Raw genomic sequence first — 26447 nt, 5'->3', positions numbered from 1 at the left:
CGCGGCCTGCCGCAGAAGAAGAAGATCATCTCGCGCTGGCGCGGCTATCACGGCTCGGGCCTGATGACCGGGTCGCTGACGGGCCTTGAGCTGTTCCACAAGAAGTTCGACCTGCCGCTGTCTCAGGTGATCCACACCGAGGCGCCGTATTATTTCCGCCGCGATGATCTGGATCTGGACGAGGCCGGCTTCGTCGCGCATTGCGTGGCCGAGTTGGAGGCGTTGATCGCCCGCGAAGGGGCCGACACGATCGCGGCCTTCATCGGCGAGCCGGTGCTGGGCACCGGGGGCATCGTGCCGCCGCCCGCGGGCTACTGGGCCGCCATCCAAGAGGTGCTGGCGCGCCACGACATCCTGTTGATCGCCGACGAGGTGGTGACCGGGTTCGGGCGGCTTGGGTCCATGTTCGGGTCGGAGCATTACGGGCTGAAGCCGGATTTGATCACGATTGCCAAGGGCTTGACCTCGGCCTACGCGCCGTTGTCCGGGTCGATCGTGTCGGACAAGATGTGGGCCGTGCTGGAGCAGGGCACCGATGAGAACGGCCCGATTGGCCACGGCTGGACCTACTCGGCGCACCCGATCGGGGCGGCGGCGGGGGTCGCGAACCTGAAGCTGATCGACGCGCTGGGTCTGGTCGATGCGGCGGGCGAGATCGGCGGCTACTTCAACGCCGCGATGCGCGATGCGGTGGGCGGGCATGTGAATGTCGGCGAGGTGCGCGGCGAGGGCATGATCTGCGCGGTGGAATTCGTGAAGGGCCGCGAGGGGCGTGTCTTCTTCGACGCGAGCGAAAAGGTCGGCCCGCGGGTCGCGGCGGCCTTGCTGGAGCGCGGCGTGATCGCGCGGGCGATGCCGCAGGGCGACATTCTGGGCTTCGCCCCACCCTTCTGCCTGACGCGGGCGGAGGCCGACGAAGTCGTCGGAAAGACCGCGCAGGCGGTGAAGGAGGTGCTGGGGTAAGAGCGGTGCCAAGGCCCTTCGAAGGGCCTTGGTCCACGCAAATTCGAATTTGCGTTTCAAGCGCCTTCGAAGGCGCTTTTTTCAAGGCGCTTCGAAGCGCCTTGCCCCCTATCCAAACGCGCTCTTCGCGCCACCAAGCTCCTGCGTTTTGAAGATCGACGTGTTGTCCCGCGCCGGTGGCAGGGGCATCCGCACCGGCACCTGCTCCAGCCGCGGCGTGTAGCAGGGCTGGCCGGTGATGACCCTGTCCTGCAAATCCTCGAAGAAGCCGCGCTGCCCCAGCCCATGGATATAGGACGACGCCCCCAGCAAGGGCCAGGCATCCGCAGCGGCGCATTCATAGAACAGGATCTTGCGCGCCCTCTCGGACGAGTTGGGCGCGGAGCCGTGCAGGATGCGCACGTGATGCACGGTCATGTCGCCCGCCTTGCCGGTCAGGGTCACGGCCTTGTCGCGCTGAAACAGCGGATCGTCGGCATCCACCGCCCCGCAGAACTGCCCATCATGATGGTGGCTCAGCACCGGGCCGCGATGGCTGCCCGGAATGACCATCAACGGCCCGTTGGCCTCATCCACATCCTCCAGCATCACGCCAAAGGCCAGAAGGTCGTCATTCGTCGCCGGGTAGAAGGCCCAGTCCTGATGCCATTCCACCGCCGCGCCCCCGCCCGGCGCCTTGGTGTTCAGCTTCGACGTGTTGATGATCGTATCCGGCCCCAACAGGTCGGTCAGGACCTGCGTGATCCGCGACTGCGTCAGCAGACGCCAAAAGAACGCGTCCTGCTTATGCGGCAGCTTGATCCGCGTCAGACGCGGAGTGTCCGGCCCGTGGCCCTTGTCCAGGTCGAAGCGGTCATCGCTGGCGGTCACGCTGCGCGAGGCCTCGATCATCCTCTCGGTGATCGCCCGGGTCTCGTCCAGTTCTTCGGGCGTCAAGACGCCCTCCACCTTAAGATACCCATGTTCGGCATAAAACGTCTTGTCCTGCTGGGTCAGCATCTTTCCCCTCCCAAGGAAAAACCCCGCGCCTTGCGCGGGGCCAGCCCTCAATTTCCTTTTGCGACCTCGGCTTCCATGTCGATGCCGTTCAGGCGACCGATATGGTCGCCAATCCACGGCACGTAATCCTCGCCATGCCCGATGGCCTCCACATGGCTGAAATACTGCCGCGTCGCGGACGCGATCAGCGTCAGCGCGCCCGCATCCGCCGCCATGGCATTGGCATAGCGCACATCCTTCGCCGCATTGGCGATGCTGAACTTGTGCGCATCCTTGTTGCGGTCGACGGTGTAATTCATGAACGTGTCGAAAAAACCGTTCGACAGGCGGGACGAGCCGATCACCTTCTGAACGGTCTGCGGCGAGATCCCGACCTTCGCCCCCAGCACCGTCGCCTCGGCATAAAGCGCGGCATAGGACATGGCGATGAGGTTCATCAGCAACTTCATCTTGTGGCCCGCGCCGGTCTCGCCCACGTGGTTGATGTTGCCGGCCCAGCATTCGATCACCGGCAGAACCTTGGCGAAATCCTCGGGCGAGGCGCCAACCATTGCGTCCAGCGTGCCCGCCTCCGCCTCTTTCGGGGTCCGCCCCAAGGGCGCATCGACGAGGCTGCCGCCCTTTTCCGCCAAGGCCTCGGCCAAGCGCATGGTCGAGGTCGGGTCGGCGGTCGAGGTGTCGATAACGATCAGGCCCGGACGCGCCCCGGCCAAAAGGCCATCCTCCCCCGCATAGACCGCCTCGATCTGCGGCGAGTTCGACAGGCACAGGTGGATGATGTCGCATTGCTCGGCCATTTCGCGCGGGGTCGCGACCTCGGTCGCGCCACGGCCGACCAGATCGTCAACCGGCTGGCGGTTGCGATTGCCCTTGATGACAAGGGGATAGCCCTTCTCGACGATGTTCTTGGCCATGCCGTGGCCCATCAGGCCCACGCCGATGAAACCGATCACCGGTTTGTCGCTCATATCGCTTCCTCCCTCGCGAAACGTGATGTGTAGGTGGGATCAGGGTCACTCCAAGCAATGCTCGGAGGGTAACTGCCTGTCCTGATCAAAGGCTGGCGGTGATCCCGCCATCCACGAACAGCGTATGCCCATTGACGAAACTCGCCCCATCCGAGGCGAGAAATACACAGGCCCCCACCAGTTCCTCGACCTGCCCCCAGCGCCCGGCAGGCGTGCGCTTTTCCAGCCAAGCGCAGAACTCCGGGTCCTCGACCAGCGCCTTGTTCAGCGGCGTGTCGAAATAGCCCGGCGCAATGGCGTTGCAGTTCAATCCGTACTTGGCCCAATCGGTCGCCATGCCCTTGGTCAGGTTGGCCACGGCGCCCTTGGACGTGGTGTAGGGCGCAATGCCGGGTCGGGCCAAGGCCGTCTGCACCGAGGCGATGTTGATGATCTTGCCGCGCTTGCGCCCTATCATGTGCCGCGCCACCGCCTGCCCCACGTAGAACACCGAGTTCACATTGGTCCGCATCAGCGTGTCGAACGCATCCGCCGGGAAATCCTCCAAGGGTGTGCGGTGCTGCATCCCCGCATTGTTCACCAGAATGTCGATCGCGCCATGCGCCGCCTCGAACCCGTCGATCGCCGTCCGCACGCCTTCGGCATCGGTCACGTCGAAGACCAGCGTCTCGACCGTGTGGCCCTGCGCGCGCAGGGCATCCGCCGCCTCGCCCAAGCGGTCCGCGTTGCGGGCGTTCAGAACCAGCGATGCACCGGCCTGCGCCAGCCCTTCGGCCAGCGCCCGACCGATCCCCATCGAAGATCCGGTCACAAGCGCCCGGCGCCCGCTCAGATCGAATAGCTGCATGTATCCTCCCCTCACGCCCCGCGTTTTCCTCCGCCGCGAGGCGTTGACATTCCGGGTCTCAACCCGTTTCATCGCAAATGGTATACCAAATGAGGCGCGATGCAACCCGCCCCGTGGGAGGACAACTGACATGCACCCGACCCAAGAGGACAGCCCGTGCTGACCTTTGCCGCCGCCGTGTTTTTCCTGATCATCACGCCCGGTCCGGGCGTGCTGTCGACCGCCGGGCTGGGCGCGGCCTACGGGTTCCGGCCCGGGCTGCGCTATGTCACCGGCCTGTTCATCGGCACGAATCTGGTCGCGCTCGCAGTGATCTCGGGCGTCGCGGCCATCGTCCTGTCCGTGCCGGTGATCCGCACCGTGCTGATGGTCGCCTCCATCGGCTACCTGATCTACCTCGCCTCCCGGATCGCCTTTGCCGGGTCGCGCATCGCCTTCATCGAGGCGAAAGCGCCCCCCGCGATCCTCGCCGGGATCGCCTTGCAAGCGATCAACCCCAAGGCCTACGCGGTCAACACCACGCTCTTTGCGGGCTTTCCCTTTGCCGACAGCCTCGTTTTCGAGACCATCGCCAAGCTCTTGATCGTCAACGCGATCTGGATACCGATCCATCTGGGCTGGCTTTATGCGGGTGCCAGCCTGCACCGGCTGAACCTTTCCGACGCCGCGCAGCGGCGCATCAACATCCTCATGGCCATTTCCATGCTGCTTGTCGTGGTGCTGGCCCTGTATTCGGGACTGAAAACCAATGGCACATGACGCCGCCATCGCCGAGCTGCGCGCCCTTTTGGGCGACCGCCTGTCCACCACAGACGCAGAACGCACGCTGCATGGCCAGAACGAGACCTATTACCCCAACACGCCCCCCGACGCCGTGGCATGGCCCGACACGACCGAGGAAGTCAGCCAGATCGTCCATATCTGCGCGCGCCACGGCACGCCGATCACGCCTTATGGCGCGGCCTCGTCTTTGGAAGGCCAGCATCTGGCGCTGCATGGCGGGGTCAGTCTGGATATGTCGCGCATGAACCGCCTGCTCGACGTCACGCCCGAGGACCTGCTCTGCACCGTCCAGCCCGGCATCACCCGCCTCCGACTGAACGAGGAGCTGCGCACCACCGGCCTGTTCTTTCCGGTCGATCCCGGGGCCGATGCCTCGATCGGGGGCATGGCCGCGACCCGCGCGTCTGGCACCACCGCCGTGCGCTATGGCACCATGCGCGAAAACATCCTCGCGCTGGAGGCGGTGATGGCCGATGGCACGATCATCCGCACCGGGACGCGCGCGCGCAAATCCTCCACCGGCTATGACCTGACCCACCTGCTGATCGGCTCCGAGGGCACCTTGGGCATCATCACCGAACTGACGCTGAAACTCCAAGGCCAGCCCGAGGCCATCAACGCCGCCACCTGCCGGTTCGAGACGGTCGAGGACGCGGTGAATTGCGTGATCCTGACGATCCAGTCCGGCATCCCCATGGCGCGGATCGAGTTGCTCGACCACATGATGGTGCGCGGCTTTAACACCTATGCCAAGGCGGGCCTGCCGGAAAAACCCCACCTGTTCCTCGAATTCACCGGCTCGCCCGGCAGCGTCGCGGAACAGGTCGAGGCATTCGAGACCATCGCCGAGGAATTTGGCGCGACCGGCTGGCAGACCGCCACCACCACCGAGGACCGCAACGCCCTGTGGAAGATGCGCCACTCGGCCCACTACGCCAGCGCCGCTTTGGGCAATGGCGGGCATATCTGGCCCACCGATGTCTGTGTGCCGATCTCGAAACTGGCCGAGGCGGTGACGCAATCCCAACGCGATGCCGAAAGGCTTGGCCTGACGGCGACCATCGTTGGCCATGTGGGCGACGGCAATTTCCACGCCGGGCTGTCGGTCAACCCGAACGATCCAGATGAGATGGCCCGCGCGCATGAATTCACCCATGCGCTTGGCGACACCGCGCTGCGCCTTGGCGGCACGGTCAGCGGCGAGCATGGCATCGGCATCGGCAAGCAAAGCTTCATGCACACCGAACACGGCCCCGCCGTGGGCTACATGCGCGCGATCAAGCAGGCGCTCGACCCGCAAGGCATCCTGAACCCGGGCAAGATGCTGCCCGCAGCTAATTAAGAGGCCCGACATGCTTCCCGACACGAACCCCTTCCCCGACGCCACGCTGGTTGGCCGCGCCATGACCGAAGCCGGCCCCGCGCTGGTCAAGCTGGACGGGGACACCGTCATCGACATGACCTCGCGCGAGGTGCCGACCATGCGCGACCTGTTGGAACTGCCCGACCCGGTGGCGCATGTGCGCGCGGCCTCGGGGCCTGCCTTGGGTCAACTGGGCGCGGTCCAACTGCTGCCCCCGCCCGATCTGCAAGCGATCAAGGCCTCGGGCGTCACCTTCGCCGAAAGCATGGTCGAACGCGTGATCGAGGAACAGGCCGCCGGTGATGCCGACCGCGCCGATGAAATCCGCCAAAAGGTCAAGACCGCCATCGGCGACAGTCTCTCCGGGATCGAGCCGGGCAGCGAAAAAGCGATGGAGGTCAAGCGCGTCCTTCAAGCCGAAGGGCTGTGGTCCGCTTACCTTGAGGTCGGCATCGGCCCGGATGCCGAGGTCTTTACCAAGTGCCAGCCGATGGCCTCTGTCGGCCCCAGCGCGGATGTGGGCCTTCACCCGATTTCGACGTGGAACAACCCCGAGCCCGAGATCGTCCTTGCCATCAATTCTCGTGGCGAGATCAAGGGCGCGACCTTGGGCAATGACGTGAACCTGCGCGATATCGAGGGCCGCTCTGCCCTGCTGCTGGGCAAGGCCAAGGACAACAACGCATCCTGCGCCATCGGGCCGTTCCTGCGGCTGTTCGATGAGACCTATTCGATGGCCGATGTGGAAAGCGCGGAGTTGACGCTGACCGTCAAAGGAGAGGATGGCTTCACCCTGAACGGCCATTCCTCGATGACCAAGATCAGCCGCCGTCCCGCCGATATCGTCGCGCAAACCATTGGCAGGCATCACCAATATCCCGACGGCTTCTTCCTGTTCCTCGGCACGTTGTTCGCCCCGATCCAAGACCGCGACGCGCCCGGTCAGGGCTTTACGCATAAAATCGGTGACGTGGTGACCATCGCGGAACCGAAACTGGGCAAGCTGGTGAACACCGTCAAACTGTCGACCGACTGCGCGCCGTGGACCTTTGGCACCGCCGCCTTGATGCGCAACCTCGCAGGCCGGGGTCTGCTGTGAAAGTCCTCAGCATCGGTGAGATCATGGTGGAAATGGCTCCGGCGGATTGGGGCTTGTTCCGCATGGGCTTTGCCGGGGACACGTTCAACACCGCGTGGTATGCGCGCCGCCTGCTGGGCGACGCGCATGACGTGGCCTATGGCTCCGTCATCGGCACCGATGCGGTCAGCGAGGATATGGCAGGGTTTATCGAGGCCCAAGGCGTCACCCCCGCCCTGCGCCGCGACCCCACGCGCACCGTCGGCCTGTATATGATCCAGACCCAGAACGGCGAGCGCAGCTTTTCCTATTGGCGCGGGCAATCGGCGGCCAAGACCTTGGCCGATGATCCCGATTGGCTCGACGCGCTCTTGAAGGACCGCGACCTGATCCATTTCTCCGGCATTACCTTGGCGATCCTATCGCCGGACGCGCGCCAGACCTTCTGCAAGGCACTGGCCAAAGCCCGCGCAAACGGTGCGCATGTCAGTTTCGACACCAATCTGCGGCCCCGCCTGTGGGAGGATGCGACTACCATGGCCGAGGGGCTGCGCCTTGGAGCGAGTGTCGCCGACACCGTCCTGCCCAGCTTCGACGAGGAACAACTGTGCTTTGGCGACAGCCATCCCGACGACACGATCCGCCGCTACCGCGACCTTGGCGCGACCACCGTGGCGGTCAAGAACGGGTCAGAGATGGTGCATCTGTGGTCGCAGGCCGAAGGCGACGACCGCTATGACCCGCCAAGCGTGCCACAGGTCATCGACAGCACCGCCGCAGGCGACAGCTTTGCCGCCGGGTTCCTGTGTGCCCGCGCGCTTGGCGCAAGCGTGCGCGACGCCACGGAACAAGCCGCAGCCCTGGCCGCACAGGTCATCCAACACAAAGGGGCGCTGGCCCCGGCGATCTTCGAGGGAGGAAACACATGAAGGTTCTGATCATCGGCGGCGGCGGCCTTGTCGGCCAAAAGCTGGGCAAGGCTCTGGCCGCGCGCGGCGAACTGCGCGGGGCGCACATCACCGAACTGGTGCTGGCCGACGTGCTGGATGCCGCGCCCATAGACGCGCCGTTTACCGTCACCACCAAGCAATGCGACATCTCCGACCCAGCCTCGGTCGAGACGATCATCGACGCCGAGACCGACGTGATCTTTCTGCTGGCGGCGGTCGTTTCCGCCCATGCCGAGGAAGACTTCGACTTCGGCTACAAGATCAACGTGGACGGCACGCGCAACGTGCTGGAACGCTGCCGCCATCTGGGCACCCAGCCGGTGCTGGTCTTTACCTCGTCCATTGCGGTGTTCGGCGGCGAAGTCCCCCAGCCCTTCGGCGACTATTCCCTGCCCAATCCGCAGATTTCCTACGGCGCGCAAAAGGCCATCGGCGAGCTGCTTCTCAACGACTACACGCGCAAGGGGTTCGTGCGCGGGCGCGGGTTCCGCCTGCCGACGATTTCCGTCCGTCCGGGCAAGCCGAACCGCGCGGCAAGTGGCTTCATGTCGTCGATCTTCCGCGAGCCGCTGCAGGGCCTGCCCGCCAACTGCCCCGTAGACAAGGATTTCCCTCACTACTACCTGTCCCCCCGCAAATGCGTCGAAAACCTCATCAAAGGGGCCGAGCTGGAGCAGGAGGCGCTTGGCAAGTGCCCGTCCATGACCATGCCGGGGCGCGTCTGGACCATCGGCCAGATGCTGGACGCCATGCGCGCGGTCGCGGGGCCAGAGCCGGAAAAGCTGATCACGTGGGAGCCACAGCCGGAAATCGCGGGCATTCTCGATGGCTGGCGCATGAACATTCAGGTGGAAAAGGCCGAGACGCTGGGCTTGGAACCCGATGCCAGCTTCGAGGACAATATCCGCTATTTCCTTGAAGATGACATCGGTTAACTGACCTGCCCTAAGGCGAGCTTGGACGGGTCCAGCAAGACACGGGCGGGCGCGAACAGTTCCGCGTCTGTCCCGACTTCACCCAAGGTGGGGAACAGTGTCAGGAACTCGGCAATCTGGGCGCGGTCGAAGGCGGAGATGCCGCCGGGACAGGGCAGAAAGCTTTCGGTCCATGCGCCGTCGGACACGACCAGTTCATGCCGATCACACAGGAAATGCACATAGGTGACGCCACGCCGGGGTAGAACGGCGCGGATGCCCGGACGCCCCAACAGAGCCTCGGCCGAGGTCAGCGCCTCATCCGCGTCCGGCGGCAGCAGCCCCAGCCCCCCCGCGCCGTGCAGCAAAACGCGGTGATGCGGTGACACCAGCATGTCGCGCTGCGGTCTGCCGGGTGCCAAGGCCCCGGCCCGGATCAGGATCGGGCACAGATGCGGCGCGCCAAGCAGATCGGCGCGGGCCAAGCCGCGCTGCCCGATCCAACGGATCGCCTGAAACCCGTTATCGCGCGTCTGAACAAGGTCGCCGACGCGCAGACGCGCCGCCCGGATCAAGCCGCGCGCCGTCAGGATACGCGTCTGGGCGGTGAAACAGGCCGTGCGCGGCGGATGCCGAAGGCCGCCGAACATGACATCCGTGTCCGAAGCCGAAGCAACCAGTTTCAGGCCCGCGCCGGGTTCCCCAACCGCGATGCGCGCCGCCTGTTTCTTGCCCGCAGGCCCGAACGCCGTCCCAAGACGTTCGGCATGCCATGCGGAAATCGCCCCCGACTGGACCATGACATTCCCCTTTACTCGGTCGACGTTAACCGGGGGAGTCCCAAGGTTCCGGTAAACGGCCCCGGGGAAAACGCCGTGCATTTGTCTAAATGACGGCGTCTTCCGCGTGCCGGGGTCAGTTCACCGGCGTCACCAGAGCCTTGCCGCTCAGGAAATTGGCAATGTTTTCAAGCTGAAGCTCCGCCATGGCGCGGCGCGTTTCCACCGAGCCGGACCCTTGGTGCGGTTGCAGCACGACGTTGTCGAGCTTGGCAAAGCGCGGGTCGATCCTTGGCTCGTTCAGGAACACGTCCAGCGCCGCACCGGCGATCCGGCCCTGTTCGAGCGCATCCAGCAGCGCCGCCTCGTCCACCGTCGTCCCGCGCGAGATATTGACGATCACGCCGCGCGGCCCGAGCGCGTCGATCACCGCCTTCGAGACGTGGTTTTCCGTCTCCTTGCCGCCGACCAGCGCGACGATCAGCACATCGACCGCGCGCGCCATCTCGACCGGGTCGGCATGATAGGTCCAGCCCGGTGTCTCCTTTTCGGAGCGCGAGGTATAGTGGATGTCCATCTTGAACGCCGCGCAGCGATCCGCGATCTCGCGCCCGATGCGTCCCAGCCCGACGATGCCCACGCTTGTCCCGGTCACCTTGCGGTTCAGGGGGATTTCGCCCTGATCGGCCCAAGCGCCGCTGCGCACATGGGTTTCCCCCCGGTAGAACGTGCGGAACTGCGCGATCAACATGCCGATGGCCAGATCGGCGACATCATCGTTGAGCACATTCGGCGTGTTCGTGACCTTCACCCCGCGCGCCGAGGCCGCTTCGACGTCGATGGCATCATAGCCCACACCGTAATTCGCGATCACGCCAAGGTTCGGGAAATGGTCCATCTCGGCCCCCCCAAAGGGCGCGTGCCCCTTGTAGGCAATCGCTTTGATGGCTGCGCGCGTGGGTTCGTCCAGATCGGCCATCTCGGACGGTCCGCCGACGAAGACCGACGGGTAGGCATTGGCCAGACGCGCGCGCTCGTCTTCCTTGAAATTGGCGCCACAGATCAGCAATTCGCTCATGGTGTTTCCCCTTACAACAGGTTGCGGATGCGCCGCAGCGCCTCTTGGATGTTTTCGGTCGAATTGGCGTAGGAAAAGCGCAGGTAGCCTTCGCCGTATTTGCCAAAGGAGGTGCCTGCCACCGTGGCCACCCCCGCCTCGTCGAGAAACCGGTTCTGCGCCTCCATCGCGCTCAGCCCGGTGCCGGTGATGTTCGGGAAGGCATAGAAGGCCCCCGCGCAATCGGTGCAGGTCACACCGGGCAGCGCGTTCAGCCCCTCGACGATCACCTGGCGGCGCGCGTCGAACTGTTCGAGCATGGCATGGACCGCGTCCTGCGGCCCCTCCAGCGCGGCAATGCCGGCGTGTTGGGTGGCTGCATTGACGCAGGAATGGTCATTGATGCACAGCCGCGTGACGTGATCGACACAGGCATCCGGCCAGACCGCGTAGCCCAGCCGCCAGCCGGTCATGGCATAGGTCTTGGACCAGCCATCCAACATGATCAGCCGGTCGCGGATTTCGGGGTATTGCAGCAGGCTGACATGCTCTCGCCCGCCATAGAGCATGTTCGAATAGATCTCGTCCGACATCAGGGCGACATTCGGATGCGCCTCCAAGCCTTTGACCAGCTTGTCGATTTCTTCGCGCGGGGTGACGCCGCCGGTGGGGTTGGCGGGCGAGTTGATGATGATCAGGCTGGTGCGTTCCGTGATCTGGCCCAGCACCTCTTCGGCAGAAAAGGCAAAGCCGTTTTCCTCTTTCAAGGCAATCGGCACCGGCGTCGCGCCGCTGTATTTGATGGCGCTCTCGTAGATCGGGAAGCCGGGGTTTGGATACATGATCTCGGCACCGGGCTGGCCGAACATCAGGCAGGCAAAGAACATCGTCGGCTTGCCGCCGGGCTGGATCACCACGGTGTCGGGGTTGACCTCGACATTATGGCGGCGGTGTAGGTCGGCGGCTACGGCCTCGCGCAGCTTGGGCAGGCCATTGGCGGGCGTATAGCCGTGATGGCCGTCGCGCAGCGCCTTGATCCCCGCCTCGACGATATGTTCGGGCGTCTGAAAGTCCGGTTGGCCGATGCCGAGATTGATGATGTCGCGGCCTTGCGCCGCCAACTGCCCCGCGCGCGCCAGCACGACAAAGGCGCTTTCGGTGCCGAGCCGGGACAGGCTATCGGCGAATTTGAGTTGCGTCATGGTATCCTCCCGAGGCGCGAAACGCAGCGCCGTCGGGTTTTGGTATACCAAATCAGCGGGTGAAGGGAAGCATCGCTTTCTGCGTCACACAGCAACAGACCGGCCCAACCCGCCAGACCGTGCTTGATCCCAAAAGCCCGGTTTGCCAGCCTTTTGGGCCAGTTTTTTTAAGGAGCTATTGAATGAACCCCAAGCGCCCCCCCGGCGCAATCGTCCTGCACACACCTTGGATGAACGGCGATGACGGCAAATATGTGGGACCAATCGGCAACCCGCTTTTGACACAGTGCACCGAGTTGGCCGAACTCACCCGGTCGACGCCCATCCTGTGCAACATGTGAAGTACCGTCGGATTGTGTTTGTCCGTTTCGGGCCGGATACGCGCTAAGAAGTTCTGAGGCACACCCGTCGCAGGTGGCTTGTGTCGGATGTGCCCGATCTCACTTCAGTGCCCGGGCGACCTCTGCCTCGTAGAGTCCCATTTTTGCCTCCAGCGTCGCTTGCCAGAAACGCATCGCCTCGGCGCAGCCCGGAACGCCGGTCAAGCGCGCCGCCAGATAGGCGCTGGTCAGCACCCAGCCCGCCCGCAGGACAGCATCCGCCGCTGCCATCTGCACACCCATATCCTGCGCCAGCACATCCGCCACCAAGGCCTCGAACCGGTCCAGCAGGCGCAGCGCCAAGGAGTCCTCGCCCGCGCGAATCCGCCCCGCCAGCACCGCAAGCCCCGCGCCCTGATCCTTGCCCAGACGCCGCATCAGGAAGTCCTGCCCCTGCATGCCGGTCGTGCCTTCGTAGATCGTCAGGATGCGCGCGTCGCGATAGTACCTCTCGGCGGGCCATTCCTGCGTGTAGCCCGCGCCGCCCAGCACCTGCACCGCCGTATAGGCGGCCTCACACGCGCCCTCGCCGTTGAAGGTCTTGGTCAGCGGCAGCAGGAAGGCCGCGTAGGCGCTCATCGCCGCGTCGCCATGCCCGGCCTGCACGGTTGCCGCCGCCTCCAGCACCAGCGCGGTCGACAGCATCGCTTGCGCATCCAGCGCGGTCAGCATGCGCTGCACATCTGGATGCGTGTCAATCGGCACCGGCGGGGCGGAGGGTTTGCCGCCCTGCTTGCGATCCGCCGCATAGGCACGCGCAAGCCCGGCACAGGCCAGCGCGATTCCCGCGCCCTGCCCGCCGACTTGCAGACGCATCAGTTCGATCATGGTGAACAACTGGCTGAGGCCGCGTCCCGGCTCGCCGATCAGGTGCCCCTTGGCCCCCTCGAACCGCAAGACACAGGTGGGCGAGCCGTTCAGGCCCAGCTTTTCCTCTATCCGCTCGACAAAGATCCCCTGATCGTTGGGCACGAGGAAAAGCGACAGGCCACGGCTGCCCTCTTCCGGCGTGCCGGTGCGGGCCAGACACAGATGCCCGATGCGGTCCGCCATGTCGTGATCGCCAAAGCTGATCCAGCACTTCGTCCCGTCGATGCGCCACGTGTCGCCGTCCTGAACGGCCTTGGTGCGGATGCGGCCCACATCCGAGCCGGCATCGGGTTCGGAGATGCAGATGGTGATGGTCCACTTGCCCTCGGAGGCTTTTGGACACCAGTCGGCGGCCAGATCCGGCGCGCGGTCTGCCAGCAGATGCGCCCCCGCGCGGGTCGAGCCCGACGCCATCATGAAGGGCTGCGCCGCCGCCTCGAACGGCAGGATCACCGCCGCGTTCAAGGCCAGTGGCAAGCCCATGCCGCCGAATTCCGGCGACAGGTCCGCCGTGATCCAGCCGTTTTCGCCCAAGGCGCGATAGGCCTCGGCATAGCCTGCTGGGGTCTTCACCCGGCCCTCCACGACCTTGCAGTGCTCGCGATCCGCAATCCCTGCCAAAGGCGCGACGGTCGTCTCCGCCAGCCGCGCCGCCTCGGTCAGGATCTGGCTCACATCCGTCGCGTCCAGCCCGGCCTCGGCCAATTGCGCGTCCCAGCCGGGCGTGGCGTTCAGGATCGCCTCGACGAGGCGCATGTCGATGCTCATGTCACGCCGTCCCCAATTCGATCACGCGCGGGTCGTCCGACCACAGGGCCTCGACCAGATCGGCCCGGTGGCGCAGCACCGCGCGCTGGTTGATGGAGCCCTTGTCCGTCACCTCGCCCTTGTCGAAATCCAGCGGCGCGGCGATGTAGATCAGGCGGGTGACGCGGGTGGCCGAGCCGGTCGCCGCCTCGGCATGACGATGCAGCGCTTGGGCCGTGGCGTGACGCACCGCCGGATGGGCCAGCAGCGCCTCGCCCTCCAGAGCCTCGCCCGCGATCTCGCGCAGCTTGGACCAGTTCGGCGTGACCAGCGCGCCCAGCGCCTGATGCCCCTCGCCCGCGATCACCGCATCAGAGGCCAGCCCGCCCAGATCGTCGGTCAGACGCGCCCGCAGCGGACCGACCGCGACCCATGTGCCAGAGGCGAGTTTGAAATTCTCGGCCAGCCGCCCGTCGAACAGAAAGCCCCCGGCCGCATCGCCCGGCGTCGCGAATTTCAGCGCGTCGCCGAACATGTAGAAGCCTTCCTCGTCAAAGGCCTCGGCGGTCAGTTTCTCGTTGCGCCAATAGCCCGGCGTGATCGAGGGGGACTTGACCCGCGCCTCCAGCTTGTCGCCTTGCGGGACCAGCTTCAGCGTGACGCCATGGGCGGGAATGCCCAGATTGCCCGAGGCCGGGTGCTTTTCGGTACACATCAGGCAGAACGGGCCGGTCTCGGTCGAGCCGAAGCCGGTGGTGATCAGCAGGTCGTCGCGCCCCGCCTCGGCGGCGACGCGGTGCAGACGGTCCCAGACCGGCTGGGCCATGCCCGCGCCCGCATACATCAGCATCTGCGCATGGGCGAAGAAGCTGTCGCGCAGGGCGCGATCCGCCTCGAACGCATCGAGCAGCATCTGGTAGCCGAGAGGCACGTTGAAATACCATGTGGGCTGGACGGTGCGCAGGTTCTCGATGGTGCGGGCAATGCCCTGCGGCGTGGGCTTGCCATCGTCGATGTAATAGCTGCCGCCATTCATCAGCACCATGTTGAAGACCTTGTTGCCGCTCGCCGTATGGTTCCACGGCGCCCAGTCGATGACGACGGGGGGCGTGTCCTCCATGAAGGCAAAGCACTGGCGGACCATCTGCTGGTTGGCACACAACATCCCGTGGGTCTGGATCACCGCCTTGGGGCTGCCGGTGGTGCCGGAGGTGAACAGGAACTTGGCCACGGTGTCGCCGGTGATCGCGTCATGGGCGGCGCGCATGGCATCGTCGTGGGGCGTGGCGCGGAGATCGTCGAAGGCCAGCATCTCGCGGTCAGGGACGCTGCCGGTCAGGGAGACAACCGGCACGTCCGCGCCGAACACCGCGCGGATCGCGGGGGCATAACGGTCGGCCTCATCGGCAAAGATCAGGCCGGGGGTCAGCTGGGCCGCGATGTCCCGCAGCTTCAGGTAGTCGCCGCCCGACAGGCTGTAGGCGGGGGCAAGCGCTGCCGAGGGAATGCCAACATGCTGCGCGCCCAAGGCCATCAACGCATGCGCGACAGAGTTGCCGGACAGGATCAGGACCGGACGCTCTGCCGACACTCCCCGCGCCAGCAGGGCGGAGCCGATGCCCTGCACCGCCTCGGCGGCCTGCGCATAGGTCGTCTCGGCCCAGCCTATCGTGTCCCGCTCGGCCAGCCAGACCTTGTCCGGGGTCGCCTCGGCCCAGTGCAACAAGCGGTCGGTCAGGGCGCGCGGCCAGTCGTCCAGCGGCGTTTCCTGCCAAACCAGAATGCTGCCATCGGCACGGGTCTCCTGCCGGATATCCGGTGTCCAGAATCGGACCTTGTCCATGATGTCCTCCCTTTGCGCGACAACCTCCCCGCGCATGGCGCAACAGTGCCGCCGATTCGCAATTTTGTCTACTAGGAAACTATCTTGCGCCCGCTAGACGTGCGTTCAGGCTTGCCGGAGCCATGATTCTGTCATACCGTTCACGAGGAAACAATTCGGCGCAGAGCAGCCAAAGGTGCCGCGCCCCCGGGAGGATCGTCATGACTGTGACCGCCAGTGATGCGGGCGAAAGCCTTGTGACCTATGAACTGCAAGGCGACGTCGCCATCCTTGGCCTGAACCGGCCGGAAAAGCGCAACGCGATCTCCGACCGCTTTGTCGAGGCGATCCACGATGCGGTGATGCGTGCGCAGCGCGAGGCGAAGGCGGGGTTGATCCACGGCCATGGCAAGCATTTCTGCGCGGGGCTGGACCTTGGCGAGCATTCGGAAAAGCCGCTGATCGACGCGGTGCTCGGGTCGCGTCGCTGGCACGCGGTGTTTGGTGCGATCGAACGCGGCACGATCCCATGGGTGTCGGCCATTACCGGCGCCGCCGTGGGTGGCGGGTTCGAACTGGCGGCCTCGACCCAGATCCGGGTGGCCGATGAAACCGCCTTCTTCGCCCTGCCCGAAGGCCAGCGCGGCATCTTTGTCGGGGGCGGCGGCTCGGTGCGGATTTCGCGGCTGATCGGCCCGGCCCGCATGCAGGACATGATGCTGACCGGGCGCGTGCTGACCGCGACCGAGATGGAAGCGTGGGGCGGCGTGTCCTACCCGGTGCCTGCGGGCAAGGCGATGGAGCGCGGGCTGGAGATCGCCGCGCGCATGGCCCAGAACGCACCCTTCACCAACTACGCCGTGATCAACGCCCTGCCCCGCATCGCCGACATGTCCTCTGAGGACGGGCTGTTCGCGGAATCCATGGTGGCCTCGCTGGCGACCCAGACCGAGGATGCCAAGGAGCGCCTGCGCGCCTTCCTCGAAAAGCGCGCCGACAAGGTGCAGGCGCCGAAATGACCGGGAGCGTGCGGGACGATGTGGCGCTTGGCGCATTGGGGGAGTCGCTGGGCTTTCTCCTGCGGCTGTCGCAGCTCGAATCCTTTCGCGATTTCTACCACGGATTGGGCGATCTTGGGATGCGACCGGGCGAGTTCTCGGTCCTGATGCTGATCGCCGAAAACCCGCGTATCCGCCAAGGTGTGCTGGCGAAGAAACTGATGATCAAGCGGGCGCACATGACCAAGATGGTGCAGGCGATGGAGGCCGAAGGGCTGGTCGGACGCTCTGTGCCCGAAGACGACAAGCGCTCGATCGAGCTTCACCTGACCAAGGCCGGTCACGCGCGGATCGCGGCCATGCGCACCCCGTTCGAGGCCCATGAGGCGCGCAACCTGACCCGGCTGAGCGACGCCGAACTGGCCGAGGCCAAGCGCTTGCTGAAAAAGTATCTAGGACTGCCTGAGTAGGATGGGTGATCACCCATCCTACCTTTGAAAGGACCGACATGAATATCGACGACCTGATCGCCATCGACTTCCACACCCATGCCGAGGAACCCTGCTGCGGCCCGCGCGATGACGGCTATGACGAATTTCAGGCCGGTATGGCCGCGTATTTCAAGAACCCGGCGGGCGCGGACGGCATGCTGCCCTCGGTCCAGCAGACCGCGCAGTATTTCCGCGAGCGCAAGATCGGCGCGGTGATCTTTCCCGTCGATTCCGAGCGCGAGACCGGCTTTCGCCGCTACAAGAACGAGGAAGTCGCCGAGATCGCGGCAGAGAATTCGGACATCCTGATCCCCTTCGCCTCGATCGACCCGCACAAGGGCAAGGCCGGCGCTCGCGAGGCACGGCGTCTGGTGCGCGAGTTTGGCATCAAGGGCTTCAAGTTCCACCCGACCATGCAGGGCTTCTTCCCCAATGACCGCGAGGCCGCCTACACGATGTACGAGGCCATCGCCGAGGAAGGCGCGATCATGCTGTTCCACACCGGCCAGACCGGCGTGGGGTCCGGCATGCGCGGCGGCATGGGCATGCGGCTGAAATACTCCAACCCGATGTATCTCGATGACGTGGCGGTGGATTTCCCCGACACGCCGATCGTGATGGCGCATCCCAGCTTTCCATGGACCGAGGAAGGGCTGGCCGTCGCCCAGCACAAACCCAACGTCTATTACGACATGTCCGGCTGGTCGCCGAAATACTTCCCAGAGATCTTCGTGAAATACGCCAATTCGATCCTGAAGAAGAAGATGCTCTTCGGGTCGGACTGGCCCGCGATCACGCCTGACCGCTGGTTGCGCGATTTCGACACGATTGGCATCAAGGACGAGGTAAAGCCCCTGATCCTCAAGGAAAACGCGCGGCGTATCCTGAAGATGTGACCATCCGGTAGGATGGGGGATCCCCCATCCTACTTCAAGGCGCACCAAGGCGGTGCGGGAAGGACCTGACATGACCCGAGTCATCATCGCGGGCGGCGGCATCGGCGGACTGTCCGCAGCCCTGACCCTGAACCAGATTGGCGTCGACTGCACCGTCTACGAGGCGGTGTCCGAGTTGAAGCCTCTGGGCGTCGGCATCAACCTGCAACCCAACGCCGTGCGCGAATTGTTCGACCTCGGCATCGCGGCGGACAAGCTTGACCAGGTTGGCCTGCCCGCCCGCGAATGGGCGCTGGTGGGCCTCAACGGCAACGACATCTATGTCGAGCCGCGCGGGCTGGAAGCCGGGTACAACTGGCCGCAATACGCCGTCCATCGTGGCAAGTTCCACATGCTGCTGCACGCGGAGTTCGTCGCGCGCGCGGGCGAACAGGCCTTTGTCCCGGGCCACAAGTCCACCGGGTATCGCAACAATGCCGACGGGACGGTCACCGTCTTTCTCGACGGCCCCGATGGCCCCGCCGAGGACACGGCCGACCTGCTGATCGTCGCCGAGGGCATCCATTCGGCCTGCCGCGCGCAGATGCACCCGGACCAGCCCCCGATCCATTGGGGCGGCGCGCTGATGTGGCGCGGCGTCACGCGGGCCAAGCCGATCCGGACGGGCTCGTCCTTCGTCGGGCTGGGCACGCACCGCCACCGCATGGTGATCTACCCGATCTCGCATCCCGACGAGAATGGCGAGTGCCTGATCAACTGGATCGCGGAATACACGCTGGACGAGGCCGACTGGTCAAAGACCGGCTGGTTCCGCAAGGCCGAGGTGGACGACTTCGCGCATCTCTTCGACGGGTTCAAATATGACTGGCTCGACGTGCCGGACCTGCTGCACCGCGCCGAGGTCTGCTACGAGAACCCGATGATCGACCGCGAGCCGATCCCCACATGGATCGACGGGTCGGTCGCGCTGATGGGGGACGCGGCCCATGCCATGTATCCGACCGGGTCGAACGGCGCCTCCCAAGCGGTGATCGACGCGCGCGTACTGGGCCAATGCATGTTGGCCCATGGCGTGACGCGCGATGCGCTCAAAGCCTATGACGACAAGCTGTGCGAACCCGTGTCGGCGCTGATCCTGCGCAACCGTGGCGCCGGTCCGTTCGGGCTGCTGAACATGGTCGACGAACGCAGCGGCGGGGAATTCGACGATATCGACGACGTGATCCCGCCCGAGGAACGCGCCGCGTTCATGGCCAATTACAAGGCCGCCGCCGGCTTTGCCATCGAGACCCTGAACGCCGCGCCGGACATGATCCCGCAAGGCGCCAAGGTCGAGGTCGCAGAGACCGCCTGACCCGATGCAGGATGGGCTTGCCCCATCCTGCCGGACCCGCCCCTAGTCGATCGCGAAGAGCGATACCTTGACCTTGTCGGCCAGCCGCGCCCCGGTGCCGACGAACAGCGTCCGGTTGACCCAAGCGTAGCGCGCATCCCCGGTTTCCATCCGTGCATGCGTCCGCATGTAATAAGCGCCCGGATCGACCGGCTCGCCCGCCGCGACGCGCGCCATCACCTCGGGCGGGCCGTGACGCAGGCCATAGTTTTGGATCTCAATCACCGCGCCGTCATGCGTTTCCAGCGCGTAGCGGGTGTCGAGTTCGGCCAGACCGTCGGCAAAGACGGTCTGCCAATCCGCCCCGACATTCAGCACCCGCCCTTGCAGCCGTGGGCCTTCCATCAGGCCGCCGACGATGGGAATGATCCGGCGGGCGCCGCCGCGCCCCTGTCCCATCTCGCGGATCGGGTCAAGTTCGACCGTCAGGTCACAGACATGCGACAGTCCCGGTGTCGACAGGGTCATTTCACGGCGCCTCCTCATCCTTCTGTCCGGCGGAGGTAGCACCCTTGCCCGCCCGCTGTCGAGGATGACGCGATTTTGGCCCCTTCGCTTGCCCTGTGAGCGCCCCTGCTCCGGCTTGCTCGACGACGGAGGTTCGGCATGGCGGTCCGGACGAAGACCGTACCCTGCTCGGACGCCTGAAAAAGCCGGTGCGCGCAAGGGCGCTCCCTCGACATTCCCGCGCGGGCCGGGTCTTATCCGGCTGAGCCGGACACGGCTCAGCGCAAGACCGGAAGCGAGGTAGAAATGGAATTTGTCATCGAACCGCAGCAGCAAGCATCCGTCGCCGTGGCGAACCACGCGGCGCGCTGGCCCGTGCGGCGGATCTTTTGCGTCGGTCGCAATTACGCCGCGCATGCCCGCGAAATGGGCCGCGACCCGGACCGCGAGCCGCCCTTCTTCTTTACCAAGCCTGCGGATGCGGTGGTGGATGATGGCCAGACCATCCCCTACCCCCCAGAGACCGAGAACCTGCACTACGAGGCAGAGATGATCGTCGCCATCGGCAAAGGCGGGCGCGACATCGCCGAAAGCGACGCGCTGGACCATGTCTGGGGCTACGGTGTCGGCAATGACCTGACCCGTCGCGACCTGCAATTCGCGGCGCGTGAACTGGGGCGGCCTTGGGACTGGGGCAAAGCCTTCGACAATTCGGCGGTGATCGCCCCGCTGCACCCGGTCTCGGAGGTCGGTCACCCCAAGACCGGTGCAATCCGCCTGACGGTGAATCAGGACGTCAGGCAGGAGGCCGATCTGGCCGAACTGATCTGGTCCGTTCCGGAAATCATCGCGATCCTGTCGCGCAGCATGGCTCTGAAGCCCGGCGACCTGATCATGACCGGCACGCCAGCCGGCGTCGGACCGCTGGTGCCGGGCGATGTCTGCACCGCCACCGTCGAGGGCCTCGGCTCCTGCACCGTCACCATCGGCCCGCGCGCCTGACCGGCCCTGTCCTGTAGGATGGGTGCAGACCCATCCTACTTTCGGAAGCGCATCGGATCATAGGCCGACAGGTCCGCGTTCACGCGCTGGCCGGTCAGCAAACACGCCACCCAGCGCCCGGTCTTGGCCCCGCCGGTCAGCCCCACATGGTGGTGGCCAAAGGCGGCAAAGACCCCCGTCCCGGCCACTTCTCCGACCAGTGGCAAGCTGTCGCTGGGGGCCGGGCGATGCCCCATCCACGTCTCTTCGGACTGCCAGTCAAGCGTCGGAAAGGCGCGTCTGACCTGCCGTTTGAGCAGCGCGATCGGGGCCTCGGACGGCCCTGCCTCCAGCCCACCCAGTTCCGCGATGCCCGCCAACCGCAAACCCATCTCCATCGGCGTGGCCACGAACTGCCCCGACGCCACCATCACCGGCACGCGCGGCAGGACGGAGGGGCCCTTGAGCAGCAGGTGATAGCCGCGCTCGGTCTCCATCGGGACCCGCAGGCCCAGCCGCGCCATCAGCCCCTTGGACCAAGCCCCAAGCGCCAGCACCGCGCGGTCCGCCTCCAGCGGTCCGCGATCCGTCAGAACCGCCCGCAACCGCCCTCCGTCCAGATCGAAATCCATGACCTCGGCGCGCAGCACGCGCCCGCCCATGGCCTCGAAATCCTGTGCCAGCGCCGCCACGTAGCCGCCCGGATCGCTGATCCGGCCATGCCCCTTCATCACCGCGAGGCAGCCCACCCCGGGGCCGAGCGCGGGCTCGTATTCCTGCACCGCGCCACCCTCGATCACCTCGGGCACAAAGCCCGCCTCGGCCTTCAGCGCCCAACCATAGGCATCCGCCTGCATCGCCGCGCGGTCCGGATAGGCATAGACATAGTCCGAGCCATGCACGAAGCGCCGCGCCGACAGCCCTTCGGTCAGCGCCATGTGCTGATCCAGCGAATCCGTCACCACCGGCCCCAGCGCGCCCGCGATGCGGCGGCAGTCGCGGTCATTGGCGTGGGACAGGTAGCGCGCCAGCCAGCCCGCCATGCGCGGCAGGTAGCCATAGCGCACGAAAAGGGGAAACTCGCGGTCCATCAGCATCCCCGGCGCACGCCACAACAGGCCCGGCGTGGTCAGCGGCACCACCGCCGAGGCCGCCAGCACACCGGCATTGCCGAACGACGCGCCCATGCCGGGTGCGGCCTTGTCGACCAGCGTGACCTCGCAGCCCATCCGCCGCGCCCAGATCGCCGCCGAGACGCCGTTTATCCCGGCGCCGATCACCACCAACTTGTGCATTGCGCTTCTTCCCTTCGCCATCGCGGGCGCCATCCTGCACAGGGCGGGCGGAACGGCAATCGGGAAAAGACGGGCCGGTCAGCCGGTTTCGCCGGTCTCCGGCACGAACAGCAGAACCGCCCCATCCGGCGCGCTGCCCGGAAAGACGCGCACTTCGAGGGGAAGGTCGCATTGCACCCCGTCGACCTGCCCAGAGGCACCGCCGTTGAGCACCTCGTCGACGAGACCGGGCAGGCCTGCGAAATCCTCGCCCAGCGGCAGCGCTGCGACCGGTTGCCCGATCCAGTCGAGGTCCGTCCCGAGGATACGGGCCATCGGGCCGGACAGGCGGCTGATGCGTCCGCGCCGGTTCAGCACGGCCACGCCGATGCCCAGCGCATCGAGAATGGCACCGATGCGCGCCGCGTCTTCCTGCGCGCTGGTGAACTGCCCGGTCATCGCCAATTGGCGCGTGTCCAACTCCCGGCTGAGCGGTCGCGACGCGGCTGCCCCGGGGCCAGCCGGGCGATCCGTGGCGATATCGACCAGCACCAGCAGCATGGGCACGCCGGTATCGACCTCGAGCGGGGCCAGATGCAGCATCACCGCCTGCCTGTGACGGGCGCCCAGATCGAGATGCAACCGGTGCCGCGTCACATGCAGGCGATCCGATTGCAGATGCGTCAGGGCCGAGCGGATCAAGGGCAGGATCGCCGGATGCAACCCGCCCGGCTCGTTCGGCGAGACCAGCGCCGAGGCCAGCCCGAATTCCCCCAGAAGGGTGCCCTGCTCGGACAGCAGCAAGGCGGACAGGCCGGCTTCGGCCAGCATGGCGCGGTACGCCTCGGCGCGCAGGCCATCATCGCCGATCCCCTCGAAAGCCAGCGCATCGCCGCGCCGTTCGGGCGGCGCGCCCGGCTCCTGCTGGATGTCGGTCCCGGCCTTCTTGCGAAAGATCTTCCATGTCGGGTCGAGCGGCTCGAAGGCCTCCCCTCCCTGTCCGGGGCTTTCGCTATGGCCCAGAAGCAACGCGCCACCGGGGCGCAGGCCGAACCGGATCATCGAGATCACCCGGTCGCGCGCCTCGTCGGACAGGTAGACCAGCAGGTTGCGACAGACGACGAGGTCCATGTTGAGCAGAGGCGGATCGCTGAGCACATCCTGCACCGAAAAGACCACGCGCCGCCGCAATTCGGGCCGGACGCGACAGGTGCCGCCCTCGCGCAGGAAATACTTGTCGCGCAGCGCATCAGGCAGGTGTGCAAGCGCCTTGGCCGGATAGACGCCCGCCGAAGCCGTGTCGAGCGCGCCGGGCTGAATATCGGTGGCGATGACACGCAGGATACGCGTCGAACCTGCGGCCTCCAGCGCCTCCTGCGCCGCGATGGCGACGCTGTAGGCCTCTTGCCCGGTGGCGCAGGCTACGGCCCAGATGCGCAGCGGTCGGTCGGTGTCCTGCCGCGCCGCCGGGTCCAGAACGGTGCGCCGCAGCGCGTCGAACGCCGCAAGGTCGCGGAAAAAGCCGGTCGCGCCGGTCAGCAATTCCTCGAACAATTCGTCCAGCGCCGTGTCGTCGCTATCGAGCAGTCGGGCATAGTCCTGAAACGAGGCGATGCCACGCGCGCGCATTCGCCGAAACAGGCGGTGCCGGATGCCGTCGCGGTTATAGGCGGTGAAATCGACATGCCGGTGCTGCTCGATCAGCTCAAAGATCCGCAACAGTCCGGCGGGCGAGGCCTCGCTCGGGTCGGCGGCGTCCTGCGGCTGCGCCAGCGCCGCAGCGATCCGCATCGGCATCTCGGCCACGGGGCATTGCCGGGCAATGCATTCGGGCACGTGGACATCGGGTTTTGGCGGGATCAGGGCCAGTCCGCCCCGGGCCTGCAACTGCTCCAGCCCGACGATGCCCTCGCTGACGGTCGCGCAGAGGCAGACCGCAAAGGTCCGGTCCGCCGGGCGCCCGGCCAGCGATTGCAACAGCGCATCCACGCGGTAGGCCAAGGGCGCGTCTGCGCAGCGCGGGCGCATCGGGTGAAAAGCCTCGTTATGGACTTCCATCCCGCGCGTCAGCGGCAGGACATGGATCACGCCGGGCTGCACCGGGTCCCCCTCGCTGACATCGCGCAAGCGCAGGTGCGGCGCCGCGCGTGCAAGGCGCCGCAGGTTGGCCGGGGTGGCAAGCTCGGGCAGACAGGCCAGCACGAAGCTCCAGTCGCCATGAGGCGGCAGCGCATCGAGGAACTCTTCGACCGGGGCGAGATCGTTGGTGGTCATGCCGATCAGCACCAGCGGCGGCAGCGGCATGCGGATCGTTCTGGGGCGGTGTTCAGGCATGAAGCCCCCTTGCAACGGCTGTCACGAACGCGCCGCGAGGTTGCGGCGCGGTGCCTCGGCGGGCAGCGGAACGATGCAGCCTTGCGGCACCGGCTTGGCCACGGCGTCGGGCTGCTGGAACAGGTAGCCCTGCCCCATCCGGCAGCCGAGTTCCAGCAGCACGTCACGCTGTGCCTCGGATTCGATGCCCTCGGCGATCACCTCGTAGCCCAGCTCGCCCGCCATCTGGAGGATCATCCGGATGATCGCCCGGCTGCGCGGATTGGCGTCCAGCCCGTCGACGAAGTGGCGGTCGATCTTGAGGATGTCGATCGGCCAGACCGCAAGGTGGCTGAGCGCCCCGAACCCGGTGCCGAAATCGTCCAGCGCCACCTTTGCCCCGCGCTGGCGCAGTTCGGTCAGGGTGCGGAAGGACTGGTCGCGCTCGCTGGCGAGCACCGTGTTCTCGGTCACCTCGAAGACCAGCCCCTCCCAGGTCTGGCCATGCGCCCGCAGCATTGCGCAGAAATCGAAGACGAATTCCGGGTTGGCAAGGTCCATCGGCGTCAGGTTGACCGACAGCGCGACCCCTTCGGGCATCTCGCCCGCCCCGCGCATCTCCAGCGCCCGACCCAGCACCTGCCGGGTCAGCCGCTCGGCCATGCGGTAATCGGTCAACACGGCCTGAAAATCCAGCGGGCTGTGGACCGCGCCCTGCGTATCGATCCAGCGCGCCAGCACCTCCAGATGCGTGGTCTCGCGAGTGCGCAGGTCGATGATCGGCTGGAACCACGGCACGATCCGCCCCTCTTCGAGCGCGCGGTCGAAACTGCCCATCACGGCCTGGGAATCAAAGCGTTGATGGATCGCCGGGTCGAACACCGTCGAGGTGCCCCGCCGCAACCGCTTGGACGCATAAAGCGCCGCGTCCGCCAGTTCGAACAGGGTCGCATAATCCTCGCCATGGTCGGGGAACAGGCTCGCGCCCATGCTGACACGCCCCAGACCGGGCTTGCCGAACAGCGAGGCGTTCTGCATCACCGCGTTGCGGCAGCGCGACATCAGATCGCGCACCTCTTGCGGGCCGTCCTCGCGCAGGGTCACGCAGATGGCGAATTCGTCGCCCCCGATCCGGCCCAGAACCGTGTCGGCGGGGACCGTGCGCGCCAGCGCGTCGGCCACGCAGCGCAGGTAGCGGTTGCCGAACTGGTGGCCAAAGACGTCGTTGATCCGCTTGAACCCGTCGAGATCGACGATGATCAGCGCCTGCCGCACCTTGCGCGAGCGCAGGCGCCCCTCGGTCCGTTTTTCAAAGCATAGCGCGTTGCGCAGGCCGGTCAGGTGGTCGGTGTTGGCCTTGGCCTGAAGATCGCGGTTGCGTTCACGCAGCAGGCGCAGGGCCGCCGCCGCGCGCAGATTGGTCAGGGCCCCGTCCAGCAGGCGCGTCGCCAGCGGGACATAGCCCCGGACCGCGTCTGGCGACCCGGCCCCCGCGCCGGCGACGACCAGCGCCCCGAGGATGCCGCCATCGGCCCGGATCAAGGGCAAGGCCATCGCCCCCGGCACATGGACATCCCGACCCTGCAAGGCGGCCTCGGCCAGATCGGACAGGTCCGGCACCGTCTCGCCGCCCGGATCGGTCAGGATCACCGGCTCGGCCCGGCGCACCTGATCGGCGGCCAGCACGAGATTGACCACGATCGGCCCCAGCGCCGCGACCATGGCGTCCCGCAGGCCGCTCAAACCCTCGGCGAGGTCCCGGCGCAATCCGAACAGTCCATCGAGGGGCGCACCGCCCCGCACCGTGCTCATCATCGAACTCCAAGAGGTGCCATACACGCTCAGATTGGCAGAGACACCGCTGTACAACCTAACCCTAGCACCAAAAAAGGTTAACGAAACCTTAAACGCAACACGGTCAAAGCCCGCCTG

The 26447-nt window shown here is 66.1% G+C and carries 24 protein-coding genes; 12 read left to right on the top strand and 12 right to left on the bottom strand.

Annotated elements, in window-relative coordinates:
- Positions 1-963, top strand: a 963-nt coding sequence (locus D8Z78_RS19465) for an aminotransferase class III-fold pyridoxal phosphate-dependent enzyme (protein ID WP_128910867.1), incomplete at its 5' end; no start/stop codon positions are given.
- A 108-nt stretch (positions 964-1071) separates the two neighbouring features.
- On the opposite strand, the gene D8Z78_RS19460 is transcribed toward D8Z78_RS19465, so the two are convergent.
- From D8Z78_RS19460 to D8Z78_RS19450, 3 genes are all read right to left on the bottom strand, one after another.
- A complete protein-coding gene (locus tag D8Z78_RS19460; RefSeq protein ID WP_121631670.1) occupies positions 1072-1962 on the bottom strand; it encodes a phytanoyl-CoA dioxygenase family protein in 891 nt (296 codons plus the stop codon).
- 47 nt (positions 1963-2009) lie between these two features.
- Positions 2010-2930 carry an NAD(P)-dependent oxidoreductase gene (locus D8Z78_RS19455; RefSeq protein ID WP_121631671.1) on the bottom strand — a complete coding sequence of 307 codons (921 nt, stop codon included), beginning with the start codon at positions 2928-2930 and terminating at the stop codon, positions 2010-2012.
- A gap of 85 nt (positions 2931-3015) precedes the next feature.
- Positions 3016-3777 (bottom strand): SDR family oxidoreductase, encoded by a 762-nt coding sequence (locus D8Z78_RS19450; RefSeq protein WP_121631672.1) that lies wholly within the window; start codon positions 3775-3777, stop codon positions 3016-3018.
- Positions 3778-3933: 156 nt separating this feature from the next.
- On the opposite strand from D8Z78_RS19450, the gene D8Z78_RS19445 reads away from it, so the two are divergent.
- From D8Z78_RS19445 to denD, 5 genes are read left to right on the top strand one after another with little or no spacing between them, the layout of a single operon-like run.
- Entirely contained in the window at positions 3934-4536 is a 603-nt protein-coding gene (locus tag D8Z78_RS19445) for a LysE family translocator (protein WP_121631673.1), read from the top strand.
- Positions 4526-5902 carry an FAD-binding oxidoreductase gene (locus D8Z78_RS19440; protein WP_121631674.1) on the top strand — a complete coding sequence of 459 codons (1377 nt, stop codon included), beginning with the start codon at positions 4526-4528 and terminating at the stop codon, positions 5900-5902. Before D8Z78_RS19445 ends, D8Z78_RS19440 begins: the two co-directional genes overlap by 11 nt.
- Positions 5903-5912: 10 nt before the next feature.
- Entirely contained in the window at positions 5913-7022 is a 1110-nt protein-coding gene (locus D8Z78_RS19435; RefSeq protein ID WP_121631675.1) for a fumarylacetoacetate hydrolase family protein, read from the top strand.
- Positions 7019-7930: a sugar kinase gene (locus D8Z78_RS19430; protein ID WP_121631676.1), complete on the top strand. Its 912-nt coding sequence runs from the start codon at positions 7019-7021 to the stop codon at positions 7928-7930. Before D8Z78_RS19435 ends, D8Z78_RS19430 begins: the two co-directional genes overlap by 4 nt.
- Positions 7927-8886, top strand: a complete 960-nt coding sequence (denD, locus tag D8Z78_RS19425; protein WP_121631677.1) for a D-erythronate dehydrogenase — start codon at positions 7927-7929, stop codon at positions 8884-8886. The genes D8Z78_RS19430 and denD overlap by 4 nt, the downstream gene beginning before the upstream one ends.
- Here the strand turns inward: denD and D8Z78_RS19420 are convergent.
- The 3 genes from D8Z78_RS19420 to D8Z78_RS19410 all read right to left on the bottom strand — a co-directional run bounded on the left by D8Z78_RS19420 (position 8883) and on the right by D8Z78_RS19410 (position 11903).
- Complete coding sequence (locus tag D8Z78_RS19420; protein ID WP_164933018.1) at positions 8883-9665, bottom strand: Hint domain-containing protein; 783 nt, start codon at positions 9663-9665, stop codon at positions 8883-8885. The two genes, denD and D8Z78_RS19420, sit on opposite strands and share 4 nt — an antisense overlap.
- 115 nt (positions 9666-9780) lie before the next feature.
- Positions 9781-10722, bottom strand: a complete 942-nt coding sequence (locus D8Z78_RS19415) for a 2-hydroxyacid dehydrogenase (RefSeq protein ID WP_121631679.1) — start codon at positions 10720-10722, stop codon at positions 9781-9783.
- Between the two features lie 11 nt (positions 10723-10733).
- The gene (locus tag D8Z78_RS19410; RefSeq protein ID WP_121631680.1) at positions 10734-11903 is read right to left on the bottom strand and encodes a pyridoxal phosphate-dependent aminotransferase; all 1170 of its coding nucleotides are present in this window, start codon (positions 11901-11903) and stop codon (positions 10734-10736) included.
- Positions 11904-12085: 182 nt separating this feature from the next.
- Here D8Z78_RS19410 and D8Z78_RS24725 point away from each other — a divergent pair, with 182 nt between their 5' ends.
- On the top strand, positions 12086-12244 hold the full coding sequence (locus tag D8Z78_RS24725) for a hypothetical protein (protein WP_164933017.1): 159 nt from the start codon (positions 12086-12088) through the stop codon (positions 12242-12244).
- A 99-nt stretch (positions 12245-12343) separates the two neighbouring features.
- Here D8Z78_RS24725 and D8Z78_RS19405 read toward each other — a convergent pair whose 3' ends face one another.
- Together D8Z78_RS19405 and D8Z78_RS19400 are read right to left on the bottom strand one after the other, a co-directional pair.
- Positions 12344-13921: an acyl-CoA dehydrogenase family protein gene (locus D8Z78_RS19405; protein WP_121631681.1), complete on the bottom strand. Its 1578-nt coding sequence runs from the start codon at positions 13919-13921 to the stop codon at positions 12344-12346.
- 1 nt (position 13922) lies between these two features.
- Complete coding sequence (locus D8Z78_RS19400; protein ID WP_121631682.1) at positions 13923-15743, bottom strand: feruloyl-CoA synthase; 1821 nt, start codon at positions 15741-15743, stop codon at positions 13923-13925.
- Between the two features lie 200 nt (positions 15744-15943).
- Between D8Z78_RS19400 and D8Z78_RS19395 the strand changes: the two genes are divergently transcribed.
- The 4 genes from D8Z78_RS19395 to D8Z78_RS19380 all read left to right on the top strand — a co-directional run bounded on the left by D8Z78_RS19395 (position 15944) and on the right by D8Z78_RS19380 (position 19461).
- Positions 15944-16741 carry a crotonase/enoyl-CoA hydratase family protein gene (locus D8Z78_RS19395; protein ID WP_121631683.1) on the top strand — a complete coding sequence of 266 codons (798 nt, stop codon included), beginning with the start codon at positions 15944-15946 and terminating at the stop codon, positions 16739-16741.
- Positions 16738-17190: a MarR family winged helix-turn-helix transcriptional regulator gene (locus D8Z78_RS19390; RefSeq protein WP_121631684.1), complete on the top strand. Its 453-nt coding sequence runs from the start codon at positions 16738-16740 to the stop codon at positions 17188-17190. The genes D8Z78_RS19395 and D8Z78_RS19390 overlap by 4 nt, the downstream gene beginning before the upstream one ends.
- Positions 17191-17228: 38 nt before the next feature.
- Entirely contained in the window at positions 17229-18107 is an 879-nt protein-coding gene (locus D8Z78_RS19385; RefSeq protein ID WP_121631685.1) for an amidohydrolase family protein, read from the top strand.
- Between the two features lie 70 nt (positions 18108-18177).
- Complete coding sequence (locus D8Z78_RS19380; protein WP_121631686.1) at positions 18178-19461, top strand: flavin-dependent oxidoreductase; 1284 nt, start codon at positions 18178-18180, stop codon at positions 19459-19461.
- A 42-nt stretch (positions 19462-19503) separates the two neighbouring features.
- On the opposite strand, the gene D8Z78_RS19375 is transcribed toward D8Z78_RS19380, so the two are convergent.
- The gene (locus tag D8Z78_RS19375) at positions 19504-19968 is read right to left on the bottom strand and encodes a DUF3237 domain-containing protein (protein WP_121631687.1); all 465 of its coding nucleotides are present in this window, start codon (positions 19966-19968) and stop codon (positions 19504-19506) included.
- 285 nt (positions 19969-20253) lie between these two features.
- Between D8Z78_RS19375 and D8Z78_RS19370 the strand changes: the two genes are divergently transcribed.
- A complete protein-coding gene (locus tag D8Z78_RS19370) occupies positions 20254-20949 on the top strand; it encodes a fumarylacetoacetate hydrolase family protein (protein ID WP_121631688.1) in 696 nt (231 codons plus the stop codon).
- Between the two features lie 35 nt (positions 20950-20984).
- Here the strand turns inward: D8Z78_RS19370 and D8Z78_RS19365 are convergent, their stop codons facing one another.
- The 3 genes from D8Z78_RS19365 to D8Z78_RS19355 all read right to left on the bottom strand — a co-directional run bounded on the left by D8Z78_RS19365 (position 20985) and on the right by D8Z78_RS19355 (position 26327).
- Positions 20985-22223: an NAD(P)/FAD-dependent oxidoreductase gene (locus tag D8Z78_RS19365; protein WP_121631689.1), complete on the bottom strand. Its 1239-nt coding sequence runs from the start codon at positions 22221-22223 to the stop codon at positions 20985-20987.
- Positions 22224-22301: 78 nt separating this feature from the next.
- On the bottom strand, positions 22302-24536 hold the full coding sequence (locus D8Z78_RS19360; RefSeq protein ID WP_121631690.1) for a CheR family methyltransferase: 2235 nt from the start codon (positions 24534-24536) through the stop codon (positions 22302-22304).
- 21 nt (positions 24537-24557) lie between these two features.
- Positions 24558-26327: a putative bifunctional diguanylate cyclase/phosphodiesterase gene (locus D8Z78_RS19355; RefSeq protein ID WP_128910866.1), complete on the bottom strand. Its 1770-nt coding sequence runs from the start codon at positions 26325-26327 to the stop codon at positions 24558-24560.
- Positions 26328-26447 lie beyond the last annotated feature (120 nt).

The organism is Tropicibacter alexandrii (assembly GCF_003667315.2).
Classification (GTDB): Bacteria; Pseudomonadota; Alphaproteobacteria; order Rhodobacterales; family Rhodobacteraceae; genus Tropicibacter; species Tropicibacter alexandrii.
The sequence above is the reverse complement of the archived record's forward strand: the minus strand, read 5'-3'. Positions and strand labels throughout refer to the sequence as shown.